The organism is Nocardia sp. N2S4-5, from assembly GCF_044628355.1.
Classification (GTDB): domain Bacteria; phylum Actinomycetota; class Actinomycetes; order Mycobacteriales; family Mycobacteriaceae; genus Nocardia; species Nocardia wallacei_B.
The window spans coordinates 7,090,571-7,115,277 of record NZ_JBIUPM010000001.1; the positions used below are offsets into that span (position 1 = coordinate 7,090,571).

Annotated in this window: 25 protein-coding genes and 1 tRNA gene; 16 read left to right on the forward strand and 10 right to left on the reverse strand. The window is 65.2% G+C overall.

Annotated elements, in window-relative coordinates:
- Positions 1 to 30 precede the first annotated feature (30 nt).
- The 6 genes from ACFMRZ_RS32860 to ACFMRZ_RS32885 all read left to right on the forward strand — a co-directional run bounded on the left by ACFMRZ_RS32860 (position 31) and on the right by ACFMRZ_RS32885 (position 3,433).
- On the forward strand, positions 31 to 453 hold the full coding sequence (locus ACFMRZ_RS32860; protein ID WP_280271960.1) for a DUF3052 domain-containing protein: 423 nt from the start codon (positions 31 to 33) through the stop codon (positions 451 to 453).
- Positions 454 to 552: 99 nt separating this feature from the next.
- Positions 553 to 1,017, forward strand: a complete 465-nt coding sequence (locus ACFMRZ_RS32865) for a peroxiredoxin (protein ID WP_280271883.1) — start codon at positions 553 to 555, stop codon at positions 1,015 to 1,017.
- Between the two features lie 65 nt (positions 1,018 to 1,082).
- Positions 1,083 to 1,157 (forward strand) — tRNA-Val (locus ACFMRZ_RS32870).
- Between the two features lie 237 nt (positions 1,158 to 1,394).
- Entirely contained in the window at positions 1,395 to 1,763 is a 369-nt protein-coding gene (locus tag ACFMRZ_RS32875) for a hypothetical protein (protein ID WP_400182105.1), read from the forward strand.
- 287 nt (positions 1,764 to 2,050) lie between these two features.
- Entirely contained in the window at positions 2,051 to 2,830 is a 780-nt protein-coding gene (locus ACFMRZ_RS32880) for a hypothetical protein (RefSeq protein WP_400182106.1), read from the forward strand.
- Between the two features lie 417 nt (positions 2,831 to 3,247).
- Entirely contained in the window at positions 3,248 to 3,433 is a 186-nt protein-coding gene (locus ACFMRZ_RS32885) for a hypothetical protein (protein WP_400182107.1), read from the forward strand.
- A gap of 616 nt (positions 3,434 to 4,049) precedes the next feature.
- Here ACFMRZ_RS32885 and ACFMRZ_RS32890 read toward each other — a convergent pair.
- The 3 genes from ACFMRZ_RS32890 to ACFMRZ_RS32900 form a co-directional block, all read right to left on the reverse strand.
- On the reverse strand, positions 4,050 to 6,344 hold the full coding sequence (locus ACFMRZ_RS32890; RefSeq protein ID WP_400182108.1) for an AAA domain-containing protein: 2,295 nt from the start codon (positions 6,342 to 6,344) through the stop codon (positions 4,050 to 4,052).
- Positions 6,345 to 6,669: 325 nt separating this feature from the next.
- A complete protein-coding gene (locus tag ACFMRZ_RS32895; protein ID WP_400177742.1) occupies positions 6,670 to 7,587 on the reverse strand; it encodes an IS3 family transposase in 918 nt (305 codons plus the stop codon).
- Positions 7,587 to 7,910, reverse strand: a complete 324-nt coding sequence (locus ACFMRZ_RS32900) for a transposase (RefSeq protein WP_280330709.1) — start codon at positions 7,908 to 7,910, stop codon at positions 7,587 to 7,589. The genes ACFMRZ_RS32895 and ACFMRZ_RS32900 overlap by 1 nt, the downstream gene beginning before the upstream one ends.
- A gap of 592 nt (positions 7,911 to 8,502) precedes the next feature.
- Here ACFMRZ_RS32900 and ACFMRZ_RS32905 point away from each other — a divergent pair.
- Positions 8,503 to 8,982 (forward strand): hypothetical protein, encoded by a 480-nt coding sequence (locus ACFMRZ_RS32905; protein ID WP_400182109.1) that lies wholly within the window; start codon positions 8,503 to 8,505, stop codon positions 8,980 to 8,982.
- Positions 8,983 to 9,420: 438 nt separating this feature from the next.
- Here the strand turns inward: ACFMRZ_RS32905 and ACFMRZ_RS32910 are convergent, their stop codons facing one another.
- Entirely contained in the window at positions 9,421 to 10,044 is a 624-nt protein-coding gene (locus ACFMRZ_RS32910) for a TetR/AcrR family transcriptional regulator (RefSeq protein WP_400183027.1), read from the reverse strand.
- 107 nt (positions 10,045 to 10,151) lie between these two features.
- On the opposite strand from ACFMRZ_RS32910, the gene ACFMRZ_RS32915 reads away from it, so the two are divergent.
- Positions 10,152 to 11,150, forward strand: a complete 999-nt coding sequence (locus ACFMRZ_RS32915) for an alpha/beta fold hydrolase (RefSeq protein WP_400182110.1) — start codon at positions 10,152 to 10,154, stop codon at positions 11,148 to 11,150.
- 199 nt (positions 11,151 to 11,349) lie between these two features.
- Here ACFMRZ_RS32915 and arfB read toward each other — a convergent pair whose 3' ends face one another.
- Positions 11,350 to 11,778 carry an alternative ribosome rescue aminoacyl-tRNA hydrolase ArfB gene (gene arfB, locus ACFMRZ_RS32920; RefSeq protein ID WP_280271875.1) on the reverse strand — a complete coding sequence of 143 codons (429 nt, stop codon included), beginning with the start codon at positions 11,776 to 11,778 and terminating at the stop codon, positions 11,350 to 11,352.
- Between the two features lie 336 nt (positions 11,779 to 12,114).
- Between arfB and ACFMRZ_RS32925 the strand changes: the two genes are divergently transcribed.
- Positions 12,115 to 12,762, forward strand: coding sequence for a LysM peptidoglycan-binding domain-containing protein (locus tag ACFMRZ_RS32925; protein ID WP_400182111.1), 648 nt, complete (start codon positions 12,115 to 12,117; stop codon positions 12,760 to 12,762).
- 13 nt (positions 12,763 to 12,775) lie between these two features.
- Here the strand turns inward: ACFMRZ_RS32925 and ACFMRZ_RS32930 are convergent, their stop codons facing one another.
- On the reverse strand, positions 12,776 to 13,675 hold the full coding sequence (locus tag ACFMRZ_RS32930; RefSeq protein WP_400182112.1) for a LysR family transcriptional regulator: 900 nt from the start codon (positions 13,673 to 13,675) through the stop codon (positions 12,776 to 12,778).
- A 127-nt stretch (positions 13,676 to 13,802) separates the two neighbouring features.
- Here ACFMRZ_RS32930 and ACFMRZ_RS32935 point away from each other — a divergent pair, with 127 nt between their 5' ends.
- Both ACFMRZ_RS32935 and ACFMRZ_RS32940 read left to right on the forward strand, forming a co-directional pair.
- Entirely contained in the window at positions 13,803 to 14,348 is a 546-nt protein-coding gene (locus ACFMRZ_RS32935; protein WP_400182113.1) for a dihydrofolate reductase family protein, read from the forward strand.
- A 25-nt stretch (positions 14,349 to 14,373) separates the two neighbouring features.
- On the forward strand, positions 14,374 to 15,627 hold the full coding sequence (locus ACFMRZ_RS32940) for a serine hydrolase domain-containing protein (RefSeq protein WP_400182114.1): 1,254 nt from the start codon (positions 14,374 to 14,376) through the stop codon (positions 15,625 to 15,627).
- Positions 15,628 to 15,876: 249 nt separating this feature from the next.
- Here the strand turns inward: ACFMRZ_RS32940 and ACFMRZ_RS32945 are convergent, their stop codons facing one another.
- Together ACFMRZ_RS32945 and ACFMRZ_RS32950 are read right to left on the reverse strand one after the other, a co-directional pair.
- Positions 15,877 to 16,845 (reverse strand): EamA family transporter, encoded by a 969-nt coding sequence (locus tag ACFMRZ_RS32945; RefSeq protein WP_400182115.1) that lies wholly within the window; start codon positions 16,843 to 16,845, stop codon positions 15,877 to 15,879.
- Positions 16,842 to 17,840 carry a prephenate dehydrogenase gene (locus tag ACFMRZ_RS32950; protein WP_400182116.1) on the reverse strand — a complete coding sequence of 333 codons (999 nt, stop codon included), beginning with the start codon at positions 17,838 to 17,840 and terminating at the stop codon, positions 16,842 to 16,844. Before ACFMRZ_RS32950 ends, ACFMRZ_RS32945 begins: the two co-directional genes overlap by 4 nt.
- A 261-nt stretch (positions 17,841 to 18,101) precedes the next feature.
- Between ACFMRZ_RS32950 and ACFMRZ_RS32955 the strand changes: the two genes are divergently transcribed.
- The 3 genes from ACFMRZ_RS32955 (at position 18,102) to ACFMRZ_RS32965 (ending at position 21,947) form a co-directional block, all read left to right on the forward strand.
- Positions 18,102 to 19,400 (forward strand): hypothetical protein, encoded by a 1,299-nt coding sequence (locus tag ACFMRZ_RS32955; RefSeq protein WP_400182118.1) that lies wholly within the window; start codon positions 18,102 to 18,104, stop codon positions 19,398 to 19,400.
- 1 nt (position 19,401) lies between these two features.
- Positions 19,402 to 20,691 carry a cytochrome P450 gene (locus tag ACFMRZ_RS32960; protein WP_400182119.1) on the forward strand — a complete coding sequence of 430 codons (1,290 nt, stop codon included), beginning with the start codon at positions 19,402 to 19,404 and terminating at the stop codon, positions 20,689 to 20,691.
- A 251-nt stretch (positions 20,692 to 20,942) separates the two neighbouring features.
- Positions 20,943 to 21,947 carry a hypothetical protein gene (locus ACFMRZ_RS32965; protein ID WP_400182120.1) on the forward strand — a complete coding sequence of 335 codons (1,005 nt, stop codon included), beginning with the start codon at positions 20,943 to 20,945 and terminating at the stop codon, positions 21,945 to 21,947.
- Here the strand turns inward: ACFMRZ_RS32965 and ACFMRZ_RS32970 are convergent.
- Positions 21,899 to 22,675 carry a TetR/AcrR family transcriptional regulator gene (locus tag ACFMRZ_RS32970; RefSeq protein WP_400182121.1) on the reverse strand — a complete coding sequence of 259 codons (777 nt, stop codon included), beginning with the start codon at positions 22,673 to 22,675 and terminating at the stop codon, positions 21,899 to 21,901. The genes ACFMRZ_RS32965 and ACFMRZ_RS32970 overlap by 49 nt on opposite strands.
- On the opposite strand from ACFMRZ_RS32970, the gene ACFMRZ_RS32975 reads away from it, so the two are divergent.
- Positions 22,556 to 23,476 carry a class I SAM-dependent methyltransferase gene (locus ACFMRZ_RS32975; RefSeq protein ID WP_400182122.1) on the forward strand — a complete coding sequence of 307 codons (921 nt, stop codon included), beginning with the start codon at positions 22,556 to 22,558 and terminating at the stop codon, positions 23,474 to 23,476. The genes ACFMRZ_RS32970 and ACFMRZ_RS32975 overlap by 120 nt on opposite strands.
- A gap of 104 nt (positions 23,477 to 23,580) precedes the next feature.
- Positions 23,581 to 24,033: a GNAT family N-acetyltransferase gene (locus tag ACFMRZ_RS32980; protein ID WP_400182123.1), complete on the forward strand. Its 453-nt coding sequence runs from the start codon at positions 23,581 to 23,583 to the stop codon at positions 24,031 to 24,033.
- Between the two features lie 177 nt (positions 24,034 to 24,210).
- On the opposite strand, the gene ACFMRZ_RS32985 is transcribed toward ACFMRZ_RS32980, so the two are convergent.
- A complete protein-coding gene (locus ACFMRZ_RS32985; protein ID WP_400182124.1) occupies positions 24,211 to 24,606 on the reverse strand; it encodes a hypothetical protein in 396 nt (131 codons plus the stop codon).
- Between the last annotated feature and the right edge of the window lie 101 nt (positions 24,607 to 24,707).

The following is a 24,707-nucleotide window of genomic DNA, read 5'->3' on the forward strand; positions in this document are numbered from 1 at the left end:
CTATTGTCGGCAGTTGAGGAGGACACCACCGTGGTCGCCGCGGCGGACGCGCAGAACAACGCTCAGAAGCTTGGCATCTCACACGGAATGGTGGTCCAAGAACTGGGCTGGGATGAGGACACCGACGACGGCCTGCGGGCGGACATCGAGGAGGTGGTCGGCTCCGAGCTGGTCGATGAGGACACCGACGAGGTGGTCGACGTCGTCATGCTGTGGTGGCGAGACGGTGACGGTGATCTCGCCGACGAGCTGATGGACGCGATCAGCCCGCTGTCCGACGACGGCGTGATCTGGGTGCTGACCCCCAAGACCGGACATCCCGGCCACGTGGATCCGAGCGAGATCGCGGAGTCGGCCCCCACGGCCGGCCTGACCTCGACCACACCGGTGAGTCTGGGGGACTGGACCGGCACCAAACTCACGCAGCCCAAGACGCCCTCGAAGCAGCGCTGACCGGCGGCTCGATTAAGGTTGTGGGGGTGGGCCCGTGCTGCCCGCCGGTGCGCCCACGCCGGGATCGTAGGCGCCGCATCGATCACAGGAGGACCGCGCATGCCACTCGAAGAGGGCACGGCCGCACCGGATTTCACGCTGAAGGACCAGAACAACCAGGACGTCAGCCTCTCGGACTACCGCGGGCACAAGAACGTCCTGATCGTGTTCTACCCCTTGGCGTTCACCGGTATCTGCCAGGGTGAGCTGTGCAAGGTCCGTGACGAACTGCCGAAGTTCCAGAACGACAACGCCGAGATCCTCGCGATCTCCGTCGGTCCGCCGCCCACCCACAAGATCTGGGCGGCGGAGCAGGGCTACACCTTCCCCCTGCTCTCGGACTTCTGGCCGCACGGCGCCGTAGCCCAGTCCTACGGCGTCTTCAACGACAAATCCGGCTTCGCCAACCGCGGCACCTTCGTCGTAGACAAAGACGGCATCATCCGTTTCTCCGAAATGAACGGCCCCGGCGAACCCCGTGACCAGGCAGCTTGGGAGAAAGCCCTCGCTGCGTTAGATTCTTAACCCGCTGGGTTGCCTCGGGGCAACCAGCACTTCCGTCCCCGCTCTCGTCCGGCGGGCGCGGACTCGGGCGTATAGCTCAGTGGTAGAGCACTGGTTTTACACACCAGCGGTCGGGGGTTCGAACCCCTCTGCGCCCACCAGCAAGTTTGCTGGTCTCTCGCTCTTCTCGGGTGGATTGATATGGGTGGGCACAGCCCGGTCGGTGCGAATTGCGGCAGCTGACTGGGGCTCCTTCGGGACTTTCGACCCTGTCTTCGAGATCGTGGCCGTCTGATCATTGAGCGCTGTGGGATTCCGTCAGGGATCCGGAGAACAGCGACGCCTCGATCCTTCACGGTGGGTGGCGCCTAAGAATCTGGTTCACGATCGAGGTGGTCATGCAAGTCGAACTGGGGACGTTCCGTATCGACACGGGCACGCGGCGCTTGTTCCCGGCCTACCGGCCGCCCCGAAGCCTGATTCTCGCCCTGCTCTACTCGATGGCGATGGTGTTCGTCTACACGCTGCTCTTCGAGATCTATTGTCTTGTCGCGCTTGTTATCGCTGCGATCTGGCTGACCAACACGGCCTTCCGCTGGATCGAGCAGCAGCGCGCCGTCGCGGCCCGGAAACGGGTCCAGCAGAGAGGATTCGAGGACGCACTTCGGAGACGGGCCGACGAGCAGAACGCCGACTACCTGGCTGGTGGTTCGGGCCTGCCCGAAGCCCCGCTCTTTCGATCCCAGCCGAACACGCCGGGGCGTTGATGTTCCGCCTTACTAGACGGCCGGGTGACCGCTCATTGCGCTGCGGTAGATGAATTCGAGTTTCTCTGAGGCGCAGGTACTTCCGTGCTCATCTGCTATCGAGTGGGTCAGGCGTGCCATCGATCCGTGTGTCGCAGGGGGTGATATCCGCATTAATTAAAGGGACCACGAGTGACCTATCAACGTCCGAACCGACATCCCGGAACACCGCTCTACCGCGGCCCGCAGAGGGCCCCGGGGCACCCCGGCGCCCAAGCAAGAAGAAATGGCCATAGATCGTCGGTGCGGTGGTGCTGCTGCTGTTCGGCGGGTGCGTCAGCTCGATGACTGATCAGGACAAGGGCAAGATGCAGGCCACCACGTCGACGGGGCGAACCGTGTCCACGAGCGCAGCGCCGAAAGACCCCACGGCGCTTGCCCGATTCGTGGCAACCATTGATGGCTCGCCCACGTCGTACCGGATCACCGTGAAAGTCGGCACTAAGAAGATTGATGTCAAGTTGGCGCATACCGCCTCGCATGGCAGCTGCGGTTCCGAGCTTTTGCGAGTTTTCGAATTGCGTTTGGCAGCTTCGCTTCCCATCGGAGCCTCGGTGACTGTGGTGTGGTCGCAACCGCAGTCCGCGCCGTCCGGCCCCAAAGAGGCATACATCCATCTGGCAGAGCCGGGCAAGGACGCCACCGAGAACCCATACGGCATCAGCCTCAACGAACAACTCGTCGCGGAAGGCAACGCTGTGCTGGATCCGCCGATTCGGCGAAGTGAGGAAGCGCCACCGGTTGCCGAGCAAGTCCTGACGGTCCGCGCCGGCGCGACGGTTGAGACCGCCGCATACATCGACGCATTGTCTGCCGCCGACATCGCTGCGTGGAACAGTCGCGTCGGAGCAATCGCCGACTGCCGTGTGCGTGTGGATCGTGAAGACGAGCAGCGCCGCCAGAGGTGGGGAGCGGACAGGAAACCCGGTACCGATGATGATCCGCCCCACGATTATTCGAACAATGGAAGCAGTAGCGGCGGGGGCGGCGGTGAAAGTCGTCTCTGCCGCCGCCACTGGTGGTGCTGAGGGTTGATGGTCAGCGGTCGGGATGCCAATGAGGACCATGCGTTTCACGTCGCAACGTGGGGACAGTACCGGTGTTCGGCCGCGATCTCCGGCCGCTGTCCGAGCCCCGGCAAGACGCTGGTGATGAGCATGAGTTCGCGCATTCGGCAGAGTCCGGGCCATTCGCTCGTCTGGTGATGTCCCAACCGTAAGTGTCCGAGACATCCGTGTAGACCCCGGCTCGTCCGAACCGAGAGATCAATGGTGAGCTTGAAGTTCAGCGATGCGTTGCCCAAGCGGCTGAAACGGCGACCTTCGCAGCCGAGGTGGCTGATGTCGACAGCGGCGCCAAGGTGTGGGCCGAACCTGCGCGGTCGGTCGTAAGTGGTGACTGCACGGGAGCGGGAGCGTATGCACTACGAAGAGTATCTGGAGTATTTGAATCGTCTGGATGAGGACGATCATCAGGACTACCAGGATGATCTGGATCGTGAGCGTGAAGACGCCCATCAAGCCCATCTGGACTATCTGGACTATCTGGACCATCTGGACCATCTGGACCATCTGGACCATCTGGACCAAGCTGATCAAGACTACCTCGACTACCTAGGCGACATCGACTAACTGTTGCGGAGAGCGCCCTTGGTGGCGACGGATCGGCCGTGGATATCGGAGAGCCCGTGCCAGAGCCGAGTATTCTCGCTACGGTGGGGAGCTTGATGAGGTGGCTGCGGCGCAAGGACGCCCGAGCAGCCAGAATTCTGGATGATTTTCGGAACTACGCTGCCTCGCAAGGGCTTTCGATTCTGTCCGTCGATCGGGTCTATCAAAGCGGACGTAGGGGAACGAAAGCCAGTGTGCGCCTGGGTGGTACCGGTTTGTCCCGTGACGCCTGGTTCTGGTGGACGACAGCTCAATCAGGGTCGTTGATCGCGGGTCGAGTGTCCCAGGGATACGGTCCGCACACGGGCAGGAACGACGTGTTGTACGTCGGTACCGAGGGCGGGTCGGGAGTCTTCGCAGTCGTTGATTCGACAACGCTCCGGCGGGCGAACCGATATTGGGCTCTGCCCGAGTCCAGTAGACCGGAGCTGCCGCCAAGCAGCGGGTTAAGTGAGATTCGTGCACGGCGGCGATGGCCTACGGCCGTTGTCATCGCCGGAGCGGTCGCTGTTCTACTGCTCTTGGTCATTTGACCGTGTCTTCGCGCGGCCGCAGGAACCTCGCCGAACGCATGCCGTCACATGCTGCTCGTCGATGTGCGTTGATTGTCCACGAGCGAGATCAGTTCGGTGCGTAGACGTTCGATCTCCCCGCTGCCGGTGGTGGGGAACCGGAGTAGCGGTATGTCGTAGGTGGCGCAGATCGCGTCCTTGAGTGCGTCGCGGGCGAGTTGGTCGGGCCTGTTCTCGTGGTACTTGAATCCGTCCACCTCGATTACGCAGATGCGGTCCTTGGTGACGCGGTTGAAGATGTCGAAGTCGACTGATGAGCGGTTCCGGACGAACTGCTGTTGCTCCGGGGTGAGGCGGTCGGTGTGCGGCAACAGGTTCTTGAGGTATACCTGTTCCCTGAACCAGAGTCCTTGAAAATGGTTCTCCTGCAGTAGATCTTCGAGGACTGTCCGCATGATGTCCTCGGATTTGTAACTTGATTTTCCCCGCAGGCGGGTGGCCCGCGAACGCAGGCGAGCCGAATAGTCCCGGTAGAGTAGATCGAAGACCGATACCACTGAGCTGTCGAAGAGTTCCTCGGTGGGATTCTGGTACCGGATGTAGCCGATTAGATCGCGAAGGTTCCTGCTCCGGGGCAGCATGGCGTGGTTCGTCACCAGGACGAAACGTCTCATCGCACGGGAGACCGCAACGTTGACCAGCTCCGCGGCGTCAGCGAATCTCAAGCCCACATGGCCGCTTTTCGATTCGTCCAGGACCGTGGTCATCACGATGGCCTTCTTTTCGCGGCCCTGGAAACTGTGCACGGTATCGGCCTCGATACTCGCGATCAGTGCGTCGGTAACTCTATCCGCCTGCTTGCGGTAGGGAGTGGTCACCCCTATCTCTTCCGGTTCGAAGTCGGAGCAGAATCGCGGGAATACCTCTTGCCGAATGACGTCGATCTCTCGCTGATTGATGCGCCCGCCCCCGATGTCGAACTGACGCATGTGATTGCCTTCCACGGTGCGTGCCACCACCATGGCCGGGTACCCGGATGTGCTGCGGGTGTAGGGAACGAGGTTGTCTTCGTAGAACTTCCGGTTGCAGAATCCGATGATGGTCGGATCGCACCGGTAGTGTTCCCGCAGCATGACGCGCGGGAGTCGATCTCCGAACAGTTCGATCACCGAGGACAGGATGCTGTGCCCGTGGTAGTGATACTCGGCGGCGGGTGTGGGTGGGCAGGAGGATTCTCGGATCCCATCCTCGATGACGGGCCGCAACTGCTGGAGGTCGCCGACGATTACCAGATTGCGACAGCATGCCAGTGCCACTCCGGCTGCGAGCAGGTCGACTTGTGAGGCTTCGTCGATGACGAGGTAGTCGACCAGTTTCCCGTTGCCGATGCTGCGTTCCAGTGAATGGCAGGTGCTCAAGACGACAGGGTAGTCGCGGCTGAATTCGTCCCACTTGCCGCGGAATCCGTTGCCGTACCGCTGTATTGGCCGCCCTGCGTAGCGGCGTCGCAGATGCTCGGTGAGCCAGTCCACGGACAGCGTGCGTTGTTCCTCTACCAGCTTCTCGAACTTCGATCGATCCAGGGATTTCTCGAGTTCGGTAATTCGTCGCTCGAGTTCGGCGATCCTCGTGTCGTAGTACAGCTGCTGCAGACGCAGGACGACATCTACATCACCCGGATCGATCGAGCGCATCGATCGGAATCGAAAGTAGTTGCCGATTCGTTCGACCAAGTGCGAGATGCCGCTGGTTGGAGCCAGCTCCGGATCGGTGGCGGCGATGAAGGCGAGGATCTTGTCCGAACCCCACCGCAGTACCGGCAACCGTTCTTGACCAGGCAGTTCGTGTCGATCGAGGTATCCCACGAAATGGTTACGTTCCAGCGAGTACGCAGCCAGCTTCGAACGTAATTGTGCGACTTCCCGTTCGATTTCTCGCAGGCCAACGAGCTGGTTGTCCCGCCGGTCCATCTCTTCGGCTCGGGGCAGCGGGACCGGAGTCGATGCCTGCAGTGCCTCGATTCTACGATTCCGTTCATCTTGCTCCGCGAAGAATCGCTCCCGCTTTGACTTCCGGCCGAGGTTCGCTGTTACATAACCGAATCCCGCTTCGGCGAGTTTGGTGTGGACATTGTCCACCGCGGCGTTGTTCGAGGAGACCACGGCTATGGTCTTCGACTCGTCGACGATGAGGTTGGCGATCAGATTGAGGATCGTCTGCGTCTTCCCGGTTCCGGGCGGGCCATCGATTACCGAAATCGGATGTCGCAGAGCGTTTTCGATGGCAGCGCGTTGGCTGAGGTTGGTGTGGAACGGATACAGGGGTGGCGATGCCGGTCGTTCGATAGGCTCGATCGGCACGGAGTGGAGATACCGGTACAGCGCGCTCTCTGGGTGAACAAATATCGACTGTCCGTACGCCTCTCGCAGTGATCGGGCGCTCTCAGGAAGGAGGCTCGCCACAGCACTCCAGTGCGCCAGCACCTGCGCTGCACGTGGTTCGCCGGCCGCGTTCGGTATGACCTCGACAGACTCCGCGGGCCGCACGGAATACTTCCCGTCATCGCCATAGAAGATGTGCCACCATCCCAGCTCTGGCCCGGCGAAGTAGTAAGCCTCGCGCGCGTTCTCCCACAGTTGGCCATCTGAGGTTCACCCCGGATGGTGGACAGGGGCTTACAGATTTTCAGGCGGCAGCGGTTCGAAGTGAACGCTCGTAGTTGTCGGGGCTTTGGTTCCCGATCGCGGAGTGCCGCCGGGTAGTGTTGTAGTAGTTCATCCACTTGTCAACCGAGACAACGAGTTCGGTCTTCGTCGCGTAGGTGTGCCGGTAGTAGTGCTCGTGTTTGAAACTTGACCACAGCGATTCGGAAGGGCTGTTGTCCCAGCATATTCCGGTCGCTCCCATCGACCGGCGCAGCCCGTGCCGCCGGCAGGCTTGCGCGGTCAGATGCGCGGTGAACTCCCCGCCGCGATCCGAGTGCAGGATCGTGCCCTGGGCTCGGCCGCCGCGCACCGCGACCGCGGCATCGATGGCTTCGGTGACCATATCGGCGCCGATATGATCGGCCAGGCTGTAGCCGAGCACCTTGCGGGTGTGGCCGTCACGGATAGCGCAGAGGAACAGATCCCCGTGACCACAGGTCAGGTAGGTGATATCGGTCGTCCAGACAGCGTCGGGGCGGCCCTGGTCGAAGCAGCGCTTCACCAGATCCGGCGGGAACGACGCCGCCGGATCGGCCACGGTGGTGCGCACTTTGAACGTTCGGGGACTGATCCCTTCGAGCCCGGCGGAGGCCATGATCTTGGCGACGGTCTTGGCTGAGACCCGTTCGCCCTGATCGCGTAGCTCACCGGTGATACGCGGTGATCCGTAGGTGCCGTGCGATTCGCGATGCACCGTGGCGATCTTCGTTTCCAGATCCGCACGCCGCTGCTGCCGGTCGGTGAGAACCGTTGCCGCCCTGCGCTTCACATACGCGTAGTAGCCCGACTTCGACACCTGCAGCAGTCGTGCCATGCGGCGAATCGAAAACCGGTGCCCTGCAGGCTGATCAGTACCAGCAACGCCGGTGACAGTGTCGGGGCCGGCGTACTCGGCCATCAGATCGAACCGGGCCGGTTCGTCTGCATCGCGGCAAAGTACGCCGACGCTTTTTTCAGGAACGCGATGTCTTTGTCCTGGTCAGCGACCTGCCTTCGCAGTCGCTGCAACTCGGCTCGCTCCGCCGCATCGAGGGGTTTTTCACCATGAATCTCGGCGGCAGCGATCCTGCGCCGCTCGTCTTTGACCCACGTCCCCAGCAGACTCTCGTGAATGCCCAGTTCCCGGGCAACTTCGGCGACCGTGCGACCGGAATCGATCACACGATGCGCAGCCTCGACCTTGTACTCGGCCGTGAACGACCGGCGCTTACGAGGAGGCATGCAGACATCCTTTCAACAGGATCAGTGATCCTGTCAACTCGGTGTCCACAACCCGGGGTGAACCTCAATCCACCAGGATTCTCATCTGAGGGCCGAGCGATACGGCATGGGGATTGTTCAGCGTAAGCACGCGATCCCACCCGTACTCGAAGAGGCCACCGCGTTTGAAAGTGACGCGCACTCCTGTTGTCCCCTGTTGTAGTCCTGCGATGTCCTTCGTGCGGTTCACGAAGACCCCGCTCCCTCGATCATGAATCAGTATCGACACTTGACGTGGATCGATCACTCCCCAACCCCCTTCACCGATAACAGGCACGGCGAGCCTATCGCGAGTTGAGCCCGGTCACCCGCTGGATCGTGCGGCGACGGTAGAGCTAAACTCGCGTCTGCTCCGTCCGGGGCGAATGGAAGGGATTGTGTGCGAACATGATTCGCACGTCGCCGATCCGCTCGATGCCACACGTTCCGGCCGAAACTGTATGGGGGAATCCATGACGAGGAACTGCAACCAGTGAGGACTACCGTTACCATCACATCCAGGGGACAGTACTGGGCGGTCGCCTTCGGTAGGCGTGATCCGGAACTACTCAGGGTGCTCAAGTCGATCATTCCCAGCGACAGACGCCAGCGGAACAACGACGCTGTCGAATGGCGCATCGTCGGCGGCATCGCGGAACTGCATGATGAATTCGACCGCCGCAGTGTGCCGGTTACCGTCGTCGGCGAGCGTGGCCAGGCGAAGCGGGAACCTAACGAACGCGAGAGCGTCGACCACTGGCGACGCAAATTCGAGGCGATGGCCGAGGCTGCCAAGCGGATGCATGAGGAGAAGTTGCAACTCCAGGAAGAGCACGAGGAGACGCTGCGGAAATTGAAAGAAGTTGCAGCCAAGGCCAGTGCCCCGCCGGCGTCGGGGAGTTGGGCCGAACAGCTGTTCACCGCTGTCGGGGAGTCCCGAATCGATGCTGTGTTCAAGGCCATGTCACGTTGCCTGCATCCGGACGTGAAGACCGGGGATACCAGACTGATGCAGCAGTTGAACGATGCCCGCGGAAGACTCCGTAACGGATAAGCGGCTCGGTCGCTACTTCCGGACGACCGCATGTCCGTTCATCCCGACGGTGCGCGGCTGTGATGAGCGTTGCGCTGTCCCAACACCGTTGTGTCAGGGAAGGATTGCGTGGAGGCGGCCATCGGTGGTTTGGGGGAGCGTATGCCTCGCGCCCGGTGCCGCTTGCCTGCCGAGGTATCGGTACCTGAGGCTCGCCGAACAAGCCACCAGCTAGTTTGAGATGGCCAAGAACAGGCAAGGACTCGGACGAACGAGGCCCGATCGGACGGACCACCACCACCCGGACCCGCAGAAGTCCCCACTCGCCTTACACACCGGGGTTCGAGCCCCCTCTGCTTGTGGAGGCTGGGGTTCAGTCGTTGGGGGACAAACGATCCCGCTGCGCACATGCCGCTGAGTGCGGCCGACTATCGCCCCTACTAGCCACGTTCTGCGTGGTCAGGTACGGCTGTTTCGGTCTTGCAAGAGCCCATTGGCGATGACGTCGGCGGCGGATTCGAGTAGGTCTCGTAATTCGGCTTCCGACCTGCGGAGTTGGTCAGGGCGCCAGTTGAGGCTGATGATGCCGTTCCAGGTGGCCAGGAGGATCGCGGCGACGTTCGATGGATCGACGGGGCGGGCGATGCCTGCGTCGATCCCGGCGCGGAGGGCTTCGGCCAGGCGGTCGTTCTGTCGCTTGATGTTTCGCGCCAGGCGGTCGGAGAGCTCGCGTCCGGCCGAGTATCGGCCCGGATCGGCTGGGAAGGCCAGCATGCGGAAGTACTCGGGGTACTGCAGATAGAACTGCAAGTACTGCTCGGCTACGGCATAAATCTGTTCGGCGGGGCTTCGATCCGCGGTGAAGGCGAGGTCCATGAAACGGCGGTCGGCGTCGAGTACGCGCTCGACCACCGCGGCGTGCAGGCCGGCCTTGGATCCGAAGTGGTTGTAGATCGAGCCGACCGCCACCCCCGCGCGATCGGCGATCTCGTCCACGGTCACCTCGTCTGCCGGGCGGTCACTGAAAACCTCACCCGCGGCCTGCAGGAGCGCGTCGATCGTGCGCTGCTTCCGAGGATCCACAATCGGTCCGCCTCTTGTAATCGTTGCAATAAGTTCGGTCGGTGCGTAGCGTACCGCCCGAGGGTTCATGCAAGCGTTGCAAGAACTCGGAATCGGGGAGGAAGCTCATGACCGTCGGCCAGGCGTCATCACGAACGTTGCGTCCGTTCCAGCAGCAGCAGTTCGCTCGACTGCCGGAGTTGCCGGCGCGGCCGCATCCCTACTTCGCGTCGACGCCACACGACCTGGAGATGGACTCGGCATCGCTGGGACGGATCCGGGTGCATTACCGCGAATACGGCAGTGGGACACCGCTTCTGCTGATTCATGGCTTGATGACCACCAGCTATTCGTGGCGGTACGTGCTCGATGGTCTCGGCGCACACTTCCGCCTGATCGTCCCCGACCTGCCGGGCAATGGCCGCAGTAGCCAACCGGGCGTGCGGCTTTCGGCTCCGGCGATGGCGGCATGGATCGGCGAATTCCAAACGGCACTCGGGTTGCGCGGCTGCGCTGCCGCCGGCAATTCCCTCGGCGGGTATCTGGTCATGCGTCACGCCCTCGCCGACCCCGGCGCGTTCTCCCGGCTGGTCAATATCCACGCCCCGACATTCCCGGTCGCACGGATGCACGCACTGCATGCAGCGTTGTTACTTCCCGGTGCGGCAACGGCTTTCGGGTGGTGGGTCCGGCGTGACACCGTGCGATGGGCGCACCGGATCGTGCACTACTACGACGACACGCTCAAATCGCTCGAGGAGGCCCGCGAGTACGGCGCACCGCTGGACTCCGTCGAGGGCATTAGAACCTTCGTCAGCTACCTACGAGACGTGATGTCGCCGCGCGGGTTCGCCGATTTCGCCACCGAACTCGACCGGCGCCGGAATGCGCGGCAGCCGTTCCCGATGCCGTTGCAGCTCATCTACTCTCGGCAGGACCCGATGGTGCCGCCCGCCACCGGACCGAAACTGGCCGCGCTCATCCCCGCTGCGCAACTCCACCAGTTGGACCACTCATCCCACTTCGCCCACGTCGACAGCCCGGCCGAAGTCACTGCTCTACTGCTGGACTTCCTCGACTCGGACACGCCCGACCTGAGGCCGGGTCGGTCGATGTCTGGGAACTAGCCGCTGGGCGAGAGGTGTTGCGGCTCAGGGTTTCCGCACGTGTCGCATGTAGCGCTGTTCGTGCCTGGCACACTCGAAAGGCGTGTGCCAATGCTCAGGCTGCGGTCGGCGACGAGAGGATGCGGACGCGTGCCTAGGGGGCGCGCGTTCTTCGACAATGATTGTGCCGCCGATACGCCGACCTGTGGCGCTGTTGTCGCTAGTCGTCGGGGGAGACGCGCCGGTTGCGTTTGGTGACGCCGCGCCGCTTCTTCGCGGAGATACGACGTTCCTTCGCCCCGCGCGAGGGCTTGGTGGCGCGGCGCACAGGTGGTGGGGCGGCAGCGGCGTCGCGTAGTAGCGAGGCCAGGCGTTCGCGAGCGGCCGCGCGGTTCTGTAGCTGTGCGCGCTGCTCCGATGCGGTGACCGTGAGAACTCCGTTGACCAGGCGGGTGGCCAGGCGGTCGAGCATCCGGGTGCGCAGCCACTGCGGCACCGACGGTGAGTGTGCGAGGTCGAACGACAGCTCTACCCGGCTGTCGGTGGTGTTGACGTGCTGCCCTCCCGGCCCGGACGACCGCGAGAACCGCTCACGCAACTCGGACGCGGGTATCACCAGCATCCGGGTCACGGTCAGGTCTTCTGCCATGATTCGACGCCGTTCTTCCCGGTTCGCGAGTCGACGCGGCAGCGTCGGTCCAGCCGCGACTGAATGGTGACCTTGTCATTCACGATAGCGATGCCCATTCCCGATGCGACATCACGGTTGTCTGGGCGTCGTCAGGATTCGCTGATCAACGCCGTCGCGAATCGCAAGCCCGGGTTGTCGCTGTGCGGTATCGGAAACGAGTAGTGGTCTACCCGCGACCGCCGGGGCGGTAGGGACGAGGATCGGTAGTGCGGGTGCGGCACGTGAGATGCCCGTCGGCTGTTGATGAGTGCGTATGTGCCGCAACGAATCCCGGCGTTCGAAAAGGCGGAAGACATGAAGAAGTATGAAGTTCGGGCGGGTGACACGCTCTCCGGGATCGCGGAGCGCGAGTACGGTGACAGCCGGCTGTTCCCCGCGATCGCGCGGCAGAATCATCTTGCGGATCCGGATCGGATCGATGTCGGGCAGCAGTTGTTGCTTCCGTACATCACCCGGCGGCACCTGGTCGGTGGTCCCGACTCCACCGCGGCGCGCAAGGAGATCACTCGGCGGTATTACGGGACCGAGGACGTTGATGTCCAGCTGACCTGGGAAGTCGTCAACGGTGTGGCGCAGCGGGAGATTCAGCAGGGTGCGTGGTTGCTCATGCCGGAGTTGGGTGATGTCGGGCATCACACGGTGGTGGAGGGTGAGCTTCTCGCTGTCCTCGCCGGCCGCTGGTACGGGGACGAACACCTCGCGCTGGTGATCGCGCTGGCGAACCGGCTACCTGTGGGGACCGAACCGGCTCCCGGGCAGGTGCTCGTCCAGCCGGGCCTCAACCGGCGCCGTGCCGTCTCGGGTGGCACCCTGCGCACGATGTGCCGCGACGAGTACGGGCCCGCGGACCTGGACACCCGGATCGGGGTGGTCGCCGCGGCGAACTACCTCTCGAACGTGGACACGCTCTTCTCCCGTCAGGTGATTCATTTCCCGTCGTGACTGCGGGTCCGAATCACTCACTCGCGGGGGCCGGTTCGACCACTTCCCCCGCAACCTCCGCGAAAGCCCGAATCGCCGCGTTCTCCATGGCAGTGACCCAGACCAGCGCCCCCTCCACCGGCGGATTGCCTTGCAGCGGAACGTGTGTCACGTCGGGGTGGTGGTAGTAATCGATGAAGGATGCTGAGGTGGGGTGGACTACCTCGCCGCTTGCGATGCGGTGGAGGATGTCCGTTGTGGTCGCGATCGGGGAGCCGCGGCGGATGGGGCGTCCGGCGGGGGTGGCGGTGGGAAAGTAGGTGTCGTACAAGGCTTTCGGGATATCGCCGCGAGGGATGACCGCGTAGTCGCCGAGGTCTTCCAGTGTCGCGTAACCGCGTTGCGCGAGCGTCTGTCCGGCCTGCACGAGCAGGATGCTCGGCTCGCGGCTCAGGATCGGGCCGATGGTCAGGTCGGGGTCGGTGATGGGTAAACGGTGGCACATGAGGTGGTAGGTGCCGGTGCGGAGGCGGGTGAATTCTCCGGGGAATTCTTCGGTCACGGTGAGTCGGCAGTCGGGGTATCTGGTGTGGAATTCCCGCACGATCGCGGTGAACGACCGGCCCGCCATCGCGTAGCTGGCGACGCAGACGCGCAGTTCGCCGCTGACGCCGCGGGCGAGTTCGGTGACCGTGGCGATCGCTCGGCGGAACTGGTCGTGCGCGGGGCGCAACTCGTCCCGCAGTCGCTCGCCGAGCGCGGTGAGGCGGACGCTGCGGCTGCTGCGGTCGAACAGCTTGGCTCCGATGCGGTCCTCGAGCGCGCGGATGGTCTGGCTGACTCGGGGCTGGGTGAGAAACAACCGCTGCGCGGTGCGTCCGAAGTGCAGTTCCTCGGCCAGCACCAGGAAGATCTCCGCCTCGCGCAACTCCATGGACGAATACTAGGCAGCCGGTATTGATAAGTCCCGCTAATGGCTGGTGTGCTTATTCTGCCGTTGATCAGGCACGACGCTGGGACGAGGCTGAGGGCGGATTCCATTCGAGTATCCAGGAGCGGATATGAAGATCAAGACCCACATCGGTGTCAGCCTCGACGGCTTCATCACCTCGCCCGACGGTCTTCCGGCGGTGTTGTCGATGCCGACCTTCGAACCCGGGCGATCGCACGGACTGCCGGAATTCATCGCCGGGTGTGGTGCGGTGGTCATGGGCCGCAACACTTTCGAGCCCGCGGTGGGCGCGCCGCACTGGCCGTGGCCCGGGCTGCGGGTGTTCGTGCTGACGACTCGCCCGCTGCCGCCCGGATCGCCCGAGGACGTGGTCTCCGCGCCGACACCGGAGAAGCTGCTGGAACTGATGCGCGAGGCGGACTTCGACGGTGACGTCCATCTGGTCGGCGGGCAGCAGACCATCGAGGCGTTCCGTCGCATCCACGCCCTGGACAGCTTCGGTGTCGTGCTGCTGCCGATCCTGCTCGGCGAGGGCATGCGGCTGACACCGGCCGGCAGTCCGCCGCAGTATCTGCGCCTGGAATCGACCCGGGCGCTGGAGGACGGGGCGGTGGAGCATACTTATACGCTCGCCGCGGACGTCGCGGGGCGATGAGAGTCGCGGAGCGCAGGAGCAGTCGATGGCATCATCCTCGCGGGCGCATTTGTCTCGTCGGCGGGCATTGCGGAGCATCGGTCTTGCCGGACTCGCGGCCGCGGGGTGCGCGGTGACCGATCACGGCGACTCGCGGCTGCGGCTGGATGGTCTGCGCGACGTCGCTCGCCGTCACATCGGCCCGGATCTGGTGCCGGGCCTGGTCGCACTGGTTGCTCGTGGCGACGAGGTTCATGTCGAGACGGCGGGTGCCTTGTCGTTGGAAGGTTCTGCGGTGCAGCGAGATTCGCTGTTCCGGATCACCTCGATGTCCAAACCGATCACCGCGGTCGCTGCCCTCGCCGCCGTCGAGGCCGGACTGTTCGATCTGACCGAACCGGTCGACCGCCTGCTGCCGGAACTGCGGGACCGGCGGGTGCTGCGCAGAATGGACGGGCCGCTCGGCGACACCGTGCCCGCGCATCGGCCGGTGACCGTTCGTGACCTGCTCACCTTCACCTGCGGGTTCGGCGCGGCCGGGGAAATGATGACCGCCGCGTCGCCGTGGCCGATCGTCTCCGCGGCGGAGGACGCGCACCTGGCGACACTCGGCCCGCCCGATCCCGGCGTGCAGCCCGACCCCGACACCTGGATCGCCGCTCTGGGGCGACTGCCGCTGATGTCCCCGCCGGGGGAGCGGTGGCTGTACAGCACGGGCTCCTCGATCCTGGGTGTGCTGCTGGCCCGGGCCGAGCGGGAATCCTTCGCCGACGTCCTGCGGCACCGGGTGTTCGAGCCGCTCGGTATGCGCGACACCGGGTTCTGGGCGCAGGACACCAGCCGCTTGGCCACGGCCTACCGGGCTACGGCGCAGGGACTCGACGTGGCCGATCCACCCGACGGGGCGTGGTCTCGGCCGCCGGCCTTCGGCGACGGCGCGGCGGGGCTGGTGTCGACGGCCGACGACATGCTCGCCTTCTCCCGCATGCTGTTGCGCGGCGGCGCGCCGGTGCTGTCCGGCGCGTCGGTTCGTGCCATGACCACCGGCCAATTGACTCCGGAGCAACGGTCGTACGGCGGTCTGCTGCCGGACTTCTTCACCGGCAATTCCTGGGGATATGGCGTGTCGGTCGCCGACAGCGGCGCGTACGGCTGGGACGGCGGCTTCGGTACCTCGTGGATTGCCGATCCTCGGCACGACCTCACGGTGCTCGTGCTGACCCAACGGCTGTTCGACTCGCCGGGACTCCCGCAGGTACACAGCGACTTCCGTGCTGCCGCCTACGAAGCGATCGCCTGAGTGCGCTCTCCCGCACCTCGAGGATGAGGTGAGTCACAAGGTTCGGTGGAATTGTCGGGACGGTACCGCCGTTGAAGAACTTGTCGGCGTCCGGACAGCCCCGGGCCGCACCCCATTTGTCGCTTCGAGCGACCACTCGCCGAGAGGCGCTTGTTGGACGTCGGCTTCCCAGCGTGATCGCCGCCGGACATTACGTCCGGCGGCGATTCGCTGTTGGTGGGCTGCGTGACTATGGGCCCTTGTTCGATTTCAGGAGGCGCCCATCGGGGCGGTTCCTTCCGGACTTCCGATAACGGTTGCCTTCGGTCTGCGGGTGGCTGGTTCGGCGGGGCGGGGCAGGCCGATCAGTTGTGCGGTGAGGACCAGGAAGATTCCGGCCAGTTGGGCGGGGCGCAGGCTTTCGTGAGCGATGGTCCAGCCGAGGGTGGTGGCGACGACGGGGCCCAGCAGCATCAGCCGGGATGCCGTCGTCGCGGGGACGCCGCGGTAGAGCCCGCCGAAGAACAGCGCGAACGCCAGGGCCGTAGCGCCTACCGAGAGCCAGATCGTCGCGCTCAGCTGGCCGAGGCTCAATGGTGGTGGCGTTCCGTCGATCAGGGTGGCGATCGGTAGTAGCAGGAGGCTGCCCGCGATCATCTGCCATGCCGTGGCGCTGAGTGGGTGCACGCCGGGCGGCGCGCCCCAGCGACGCGTCAGCACCATGCCGGTGGCCGAGAGCACCGCCAGTCCGGCCGCGGCGCCGAGGCCCAGCGCGTCGAACGCCGTCTCGCCCTCGAAGACCAGCAGTGCGATGCCGGCCAGTCCGATCGGGGGTACCCAGAAATCGCGGCTGCCGACGCGCTGGCCGAGCGCGGTCAACAGCACCGGCACCACCAGGCATTGGGCCGCGGAGACCGTCGCGACCACGCCGCCGGGCAGGCGGTGCGCGGCCAGTGCCTGTAAGGCGAAGAAACCACCGAAGTTCAAGGCGCCCAGCAACATCGAGCGCAGCCACCACACGCCGTGCGGCCGGGCCGGGCGCAGCGCGAGCAGCAATACCCCCGCGGGCAGCACCCGATAGATCGCATTCCACCCGGGTGTGCCCGGCAGGTATGCCGTGACCAGGAACGCGGTGCCGAACAGGCACGGCCCCACGGCCGTCGACAACAGCACCGTCTCGCGCGGCAATTCGATCCGCCCACCCAGCACGGCCGCCGGTCCGCGGATATCGAGCGTCATCGCGACACCGCGGCGACGAGCCGCCGTAGGACGCCGGATGCTGTCCGGGGTGTGGTCGGCGGCGAGATGGCTGGGGATTTCGACTGTGGGGGTGTTGTGAGGGCCGCTCGGCCTGCGTTGCCGCGGGCCAGTAGAGCGGTCAGGGGGGTGGGGTCGTCGTGTAGGGCTTGGGTGGCGGTGTGGAGGTCGGTGGCGAATTCTGTTAGGACTGTGGTGATTTCGTCGGCGTTGGCGCGCAGGATCTCGGTCCACAGGTGGGGGTTGCCGGCGGCTATTCGGGTGGTGTCGCGGATGCCGGCGCCGCACAGGGTGAGTACCGACTCGTTCGTGTCCGCGAGGCGGGCGGCGAGTAGCGCCGAAATCAGGTGTGGCACATGGGATGTGCGGGCAACCGCGCGGTCATGGTCGGGCGATGGCATGACGACCGGGCGGGCGCCGAGGCGGGTGAGCAGTTCCTCGACCGCTCGTAGTGCGTCGGGCCGGGTCCGACTGTCCGGGGTGAGGACCCACACTCGGTCGTCGAAGAGTCCGGCGGAGGCCGCCGCGGGACCCGACCGCTCGCCGCCGGCCATGGGATGCCCGCCCACGTAGGTGGCGAGGTCGCAGCCGAGCCACTCCGCCTCTCGCGCCGGAGCGCATTTGACGCCGGCCACGTCGGTGTAGATCCGCGACAGGCCCTTGGCCTGGCAATCGGCGAGTACGGCCGCGGTGCTGCCGGGCGGCACCGCGATCACCGTCAGGTCGACGGGAGCGGGTGGCGGCCCCGGAACTCCCGCACCCAGGTTCGCGGCCGCGACGGCCTGGGTGGGATCGATGTCGTTCAGGTGGACAATCACCCCGCGCCGACGCAATGCCAAGGCCACCGAGGTGCCGATCAACCCGCAGCCGATCACGGCGACCGTGTGTATTGCCGGATTGCCGGAAGGCCGTCGCCCGGTATCGGAAGGCGCGGTATGCGCAGCGGTAACGCCGACAGGTGTTTCTTTGATAACCATCGCGAACCCTCATCTTTGCGATGTATTTCCGGACGCTTGACCACGTCCGAACGCGGGCAAATGTACGCCGCCGCGCGGAGGCCGGTCAATGGCTCGGACTGCGTTGGCCGAGAATGATTCCGGAATTACCTATGGGTACCTAAGAATGCTTAGAGGCGCCCGCTTCGTAGGTATGTATCACGACCGTTGTCCACCGCTTGTCACGTGCGTCTTCCCTGGTTATAGTCCTGACCTCCGTTCACGCGATGGCAGGGTTCTGTAATGAGAAGTAGTTCCGCGCAGCGCGGCGAGGCCGTGGACGTGACGCGGCAGGCATTGCTGGCGCGGCTGGACCGATTCCTGCCCGATCCGGAATATCGCGAGTTCTTCGCATGGGCGCTGTCGGCGAAGAATCCGGATCGCGATCTGTTCACCCGGATCATCGCCTTGACGCAGCTGGGAAATCTCACGGCGGAATTGCTGGCGGGGCTGTCGGACGCCGCCGAATGGCCGATACTGCTGCGGCATGCCGTCCCGGTGAACCTGTACCAGATCTTCGAGGTCGTTTCCGACAATCTCGGTATCGGGCTCGCCGTCCCCGGCGCGCGGCCGGAAGTGCGTGACCTCCTGCTGGACTTCGACACCGTCGCCACCGACGATCTGCGACACCCGTCGTCGCGGCCGGTTACGGAACTGCTGGCGCCGCTGCGCGCCCGCTGCGACCGGATCTCCGGCTTCGAGCAGAGTTTGACCGCGGAGCATCAGCGCAAGATCACCGACCGCTACCGCGCCGATCGCGGACTCGCCGATGCCCCGGCCGCGCTCGAGTACAGCGTGTGGTGCGGGCTCGTGGCCAATCTGGTCTCCGGGCGCGATGTCCTCGCGGCCATCGCGGACACGGCGGGCGAACGGGCGGTGCGGACGGCCACGATCGAGCGGTACACGGCCGTCGATCGGACTGTCCGTCACCTCGACCGCACCAGGGCCGAACTGCTCGGCACCGGGAGCAAGGCCATTCTCGTCACCGCGACGCTCGGCTATTTCGCGACCGTGTTCGGTGAGATGTCGGGCACCGACCGCGGCTACCTCGCGGCTTTGCGGGACGGCTCGCTGATGGCGTCTTTCGAGACGGCCGCGGTTCTGGTGCGACTGCAGAACGACATCGGCACGGCATTACTGCACATGACCTGCACCGAGCGCGCCGACCTGTTCGCCTCGGTGCGGCGGCGACACGACCGGAACGCCGGGGCGAGCACGCTGCAGATTCTCGCCCGTGCCGCCGACGAACCGCCCCTCAACCGATTCCGGAAGGACCTGGCGCACAACGAGTTCAACATCTGTCTGAGTGCGCTGCATACCGCCGAGGACGCCGCGGAAGGGTTTCGAATCCTGATCGACGACCTCGACTACTTCGCTCGCCGCTACGCCCGGCTGCGCCGAGAGCTGGAACAGCAGTTCGCCGAACTCGAACGGCGACTGCGGGATCGGCGCGGCATCGAGTTGGCGCGGCGCTTCGTCGACTTCCACGAGCACCTGTATTCCCACCGCTACGACACCTTGGCCGGCGACTATGCGATCTGACGTGCCGACCTCGATACCCTCTGCGCCGCAGCGGTTTCCGGTACTGGGACACGCGCCGGTGCTACTACGCCGGCCGCTGCCGTTCCTCCGGTCGCTCACCGACACCGGGCCGGTCGTGCATCTGCGGCTGGGGCCGGTCTCGGCGTATCTGGTCACCGATCCCAGACTGGTCCGGCGCGTGCTGGTCGCCGATGCCGCCCGGTTCACCAAGGGTCTGCACTACCAGAAACTTGCTGCGCTGCTGGGTAATTCGCTGTCGACAACCGACGGCCGCCGCCATCGCGAGCGGCGTCGACTGCTGCAACCGGCATTCCACCACGGTCATCTCGCCCGCTATGCCGACCTCATCCGCGAGTCCACGCTGGAGTTGATCGACGGTTGGCGCGCGGGCGCGGTGCTCGCGATCGACGACGCTATGCGGGAGCTGGCTCTCACCGTGGTGGCCAGGGCGCTGTGCTCGGCGGCTCCGAACACGCAGGCGATCACGGTGATTCGCCGTGACCTACCCACCGTCCTGCGCGGTGTGGCGTGGCGGGTGCTGGTCTCCGCGCCGGTTCTCGAACGCCTGCCGCTGCCCGCGAATCGCCGGTTCACCGCCGCGAATCGGCGGCTGCGGCAGGTCGTCGCCGACCTGGTCGCCCACTATCGGTCCGCGGGTGTCGACAACGGCGACTTGTTGTCGCTGCTGCTGGCCGCGCGGCATCCGGATACCGGAGCGGGCCCGACCGATGACGAGGTCTGCGACGAGATGGTGAATCTGCTGTTCGCGGGCACCGAGACGACCGGCAATGCGATGGCCTGGTTGTGGCACGCCGTTTCGGCACATCCGGCGGTCGCGCAGCGGCTGCACGATGAATCATGCGGTGGCTCGGTCGATTACGCGCAGCGGGTCGCGCGGGAGACGTTGCGGCTGTATCCGCCGCCGTGGCTGGTGTCCCGGCAGACCCGCGTTGCGGTCGAACTCGGTGGGTATCGTCTCCCCGCGGGCGCACACGTGTTGTTCAGTCCCTATGCGCTGCAGCGACATCCGGATCATTTTCCGGATCCGGACGTCTTCGACCCGGACCGCTGGCTGCCCGATCGTCGCGCCGAGGTTTCCAGAACCGCGTTCCTGGCGTTCGGTGCGGGGTCGCAGAACTGCATCGGTGAGGGCCTCGCGATGCTGGAGATCACCACGGTCGCCGCGACGATCGCCGCTCGGTTCCGGCTCGATCCCGTGCTACCCACCTCGCCGAAGCCCTCCGCCGCCCTCACCCCGGACCGCCTGCGCATGCGCGTCACGCCTTGGTAGCGCTGAACATCGCGGCCCCCGCGAGCCGCCCGGCGACGATCCCCGCGGCCCGGCGCACGGAGTCGCGACCCCGTGCGCCGGGTCGCGACTCCGCACGCCTAGGGGGAAGATCTGCCGAGCAGCCGCGGGCATCCCATGCGTGGCTGATCGGCGGGGACCGGATGGTCCGTTGCCCCGAATACGGATATCGCGCCCGCATGTCGCACACCAGGCGGCCGCCGCGTCCCCGGGTGAGAAAGGCTGGAGTTGGGATGTCAGCCGACAACTTCGCGCCGGAATGTGTCGGTGCCCCGGGCCATAATGACGCGACGGGCATGGATGAGTTCGTGCCGGCGGGCGGTGGAGATCGGGGGATCGACATGTCGGGGACAAACGAGGATCCGCTGGTGGCGGTGGTGGAGTCGGTCGCGCGGCACCGCGGATACACCTGCCGACTGATTGCGCGGAACGCGATGCGGCTTTCGGGACCAACCACTTTCGTGTGGTTCCTGGATAACCTGCGGCGGCAGGTCGCGCCGCTCGACGCGGAGGAATGGCCGGTGCTGGTTGCCGACGTCCTCGACACAGAGGAGGTCGAGCAGGCGCTGGATCGTGACAGTCCGCTCGACTACACCGATTTCGGTGTGATGCGTCATCTGATCCGGACCCGCTTGTACTCCACCGCCGGCGGGCTCGGGAACGAGGTGCGACGGGTCGTCGCGCCCGGGCTGATCCAGCGCGTGGTGATCGACCGGGTCCATACCGTCAGACCCGTCACGTACGACATGCTGGCGCACTGGGCGATCGGTGAATGGGAGCTTTTCGCCCTCGCCGATCGAAACGTGTACGCCGATGGCGGTGTCGACATTCACCGCACTCGATTCGACGTGGACCTTGCCGAGGGGCTTGCACCGATCGCGTTGCTCACGGGCCCGGAATATCTGACCGCGCATGCCCGCTGGCTCGGCGCGTACCCGGTGACCGGCCCACACGGGGCGGTGCTGATCTTGCCGGCCAAGGAATCCATGTACGCCTACCCGGTCGCAGGCCTGGAGGTGATTCGGTCGGTCACGGTGCTCGCGCACCTGGCTGCGTCGCATGCCGCGCAGGATCCGTGGCCGATCAACCCGTGGGTGTATTGGTGGCACAACGGAACTCTGGACTTGGCCGCCACCACCCGTCCGAGTGACGACGGCATCGCGATCCGGCCGACATCGCGGTTCACCGACTACCTCGGGGCGCTTGCCCGGAGAGAGCCTTCGGATGGGGATGGGTGAGCACCGGCTCGGAACGCTCGGATGATGTGGGTGGCGAAGCGTTGGGAAGCTGACGGTGAGCTTGGGCGGAGGCCGTCGGTGGCCATGAGCATGAGAGCTAGATCGTTCGGCACTACGTCGGGGCGTAGGTGGCCGGTGGTCCTGGCGCGGCGGATCAGTTCGGCTGCGGAGGTCAGTGAGGAGGCGCGTGTTGCGCTGAAGTTCATTGCGCGGGGGTAGGTGGATTTGAATGCCGCGGTGAAGGCGTGGTCGGATGCTCGCAGGGCACAAAGGTTTTCGACTGTTCGGCAGAAGCCGTGCCAGGGGTCGGGATCGGCGAGACCTTTCTCCATGACGGATTGCCAGGTGCGCAGTTCGGCGGTGAACGCCTCGGTGGCCAGCATCTGTTTGGTCGGGAAGTGGCGGTAGACGGTGGCGGGGCCGACCTCGGCGCGGTGGGCTATTTCCCTGATCGGTACGTCCAGGCCAGCGGTGATGAAGACCGTGCGGGCCGCGTCGAGAATGCGGGCGCGATTGTCTCGGGCGTCCGAACGCGGAGGGTGAGACGAACGGGCTGTCATCGCTCTCACTTTAGCCAGGCGGGCAGTGGTGTTGGCTATGGTCCGAGCGTGACTCCTACCAGACACGACGGGGATTCTTGGGATCCGGCATCCGGTGTCGGTGCGACCGCCACCATGGCCGCGGCGGCGCGGGCGATAGCGAGTCGTACGGATCCGAGGCTCATTCATGATCCGTTCGCCGAGCCGCTCGTGCGGGCGGTCGGCATCGATTTCCTCACCCGGTTCGCGACCGGCGAAGTGGAGCCCGACGATCTGGTCGAGCAGGTGGCGATCGACGGGGCCAAGGTGCGTACCAAGTTCTATGACGAGTTCTTCTCGGACGCGGTGAATGCGGGTCTCGCGCAGGTGGTGATCCTGGGTTCGGGGCTGGATTCCCGCGCGTATCGGTTGTCCTGGCCGGACGGGGTCGTGGTGTTCGAGGTCGATCAGCCGAAGGTTCTCGAGTTCAAGACCCGCGCGCTGGCCGAGTTGGGTGCTGTGCCCACCGCCGATCGGAGGGTGGTCGCCGCCGATCTGCGCGACGATTGGCCCGCCGCGTTGCGGAGCGCCGGATTCGATCCGGAGCGGCAGGCCGCTTGGAGCGCCGAAGGGCTGCTGGGTTATCTGCCGCCCGAGGCGCAGGATCGGTTGCTGGACACCGTCACCGCACTCAGCGTGCCGGGAAGCCGGGTGGCTACCGAGAGCAGGCCGAATCCGCGGCCCGGCGAGGAGGCCGAGACGAAGGAAGGCCTGTATCGCCTCTCCGAACGTTGGCGCGCACACGGTTTCGATATCGACCACGCGAGGCTGCGATACTTCGGTGAACGCAACGAAGCAGGCCCCTACCTGGCCGACCGCGGCTGGGCGCTGAACACCATCAGCAACCGAGATCTCTTCGCCGCCAACGGACTTGCAGCGCTCGGGGCGGATGATTTGCGTATGGGCGACGTGCTCTACGTCAGTGGCGCTCGTCGCGAATGCGGTTTTTGAGGGGGATTGCGATGTCGGAGAAATCGGTGTCGATCAGGCGCGCTTGTCGACGTATTCCGGTTGCGGATGTCGTTGTCGCGGAGCGGCTCGGGAGCGTGCTGCCGGTGGCCGAGGCGCTCGGTCCTGCCACCCTTGCGTACACCGATCGAGAGTTGTTCCGCCCGGTGCGGGGGCAGCGGGTGATGGAGGAGATGACAGCGTTGACCGGGCTGTTGGAGTCCGCTGGAGAAGCGGACCGGGAGGAAAGCGGGTTGGACGAGATCACCTCGCCCGCGTTCGTCGTGCGATCGGGCGGGGAGGTCGTATCGGCCGCTGGGTATCGGATATGGCTGCGGGGTACCGCGCACATGTCGGTGCTGACGGCGCGTGGTCTGCGCGGGCATGGGCTGGCGCGCGTGGCCGCGGGGGCTGCCGTGGAGCATGCTCTCGCGGAGGGGCTGGTTCCGCAATGGCGCGCTCGCACAACGGAATCCAGGCGGGTTGCCGGGGCTCTCGGAATTTGTGAACTGGGTGCGCAGCTGAGCTTTATGTGGGAGAACGAGTTTCCGGGGCGTTGAGTTGCTCGGCAGGATCAGAGGCCGGCGGCTGTGAGTTGGTGGTCTGATTCCAGGAGCATCCAGGCGCTCAGCTGGGCCGAGAGGTCTCGGCTCAGGTTTGCTGATGATGCGGCGGGGGAAAGGGTGAGGCCGGGGAGGGTTTCGGCCATCCATCCGTTCGGACTCCCTTTACCGGGCCTACCGCTTGTCCAGCACCATCGTCATGGGAACGCGAATTTCTCCGCCGGGCTCGAAGGACAGGACGACCGTGTCCGGGGTCCAGTCGATGCGCGGCTCGGTGCTCCAGGCCAGCGGGATCGCCACGACGTGGCCGCGCGGCACATCATCGCCGGCCGACGGTCCCAGCCAGATTTCGTAGCGGTCGATGTCCATCGGACTGTGGATTCGTTTCACCGCCGCGGCGTAACCGCCGGGCGGCGATTGCGGGTAGGTGTGAACTGTTTCGGTGCGATGCATGAACAGCCCGATCGCGGCCACCGTCGTAACGACCACTCCCGCAACCAGTCCGGCAATCAGCATCAGAAACAGTGCGAGTGTCTGCCCGCGTCCCGGCGTTGCGTCCGGTCTCGTCATGGCCTGGTCTCCGATTTCTGACAGGGCACCCGGGGTGATGCACGCCATAGGACAGCTTGTCAGGAAACCGGGGGCTGTCTCGTTCAGGGTGCGAACGCAAC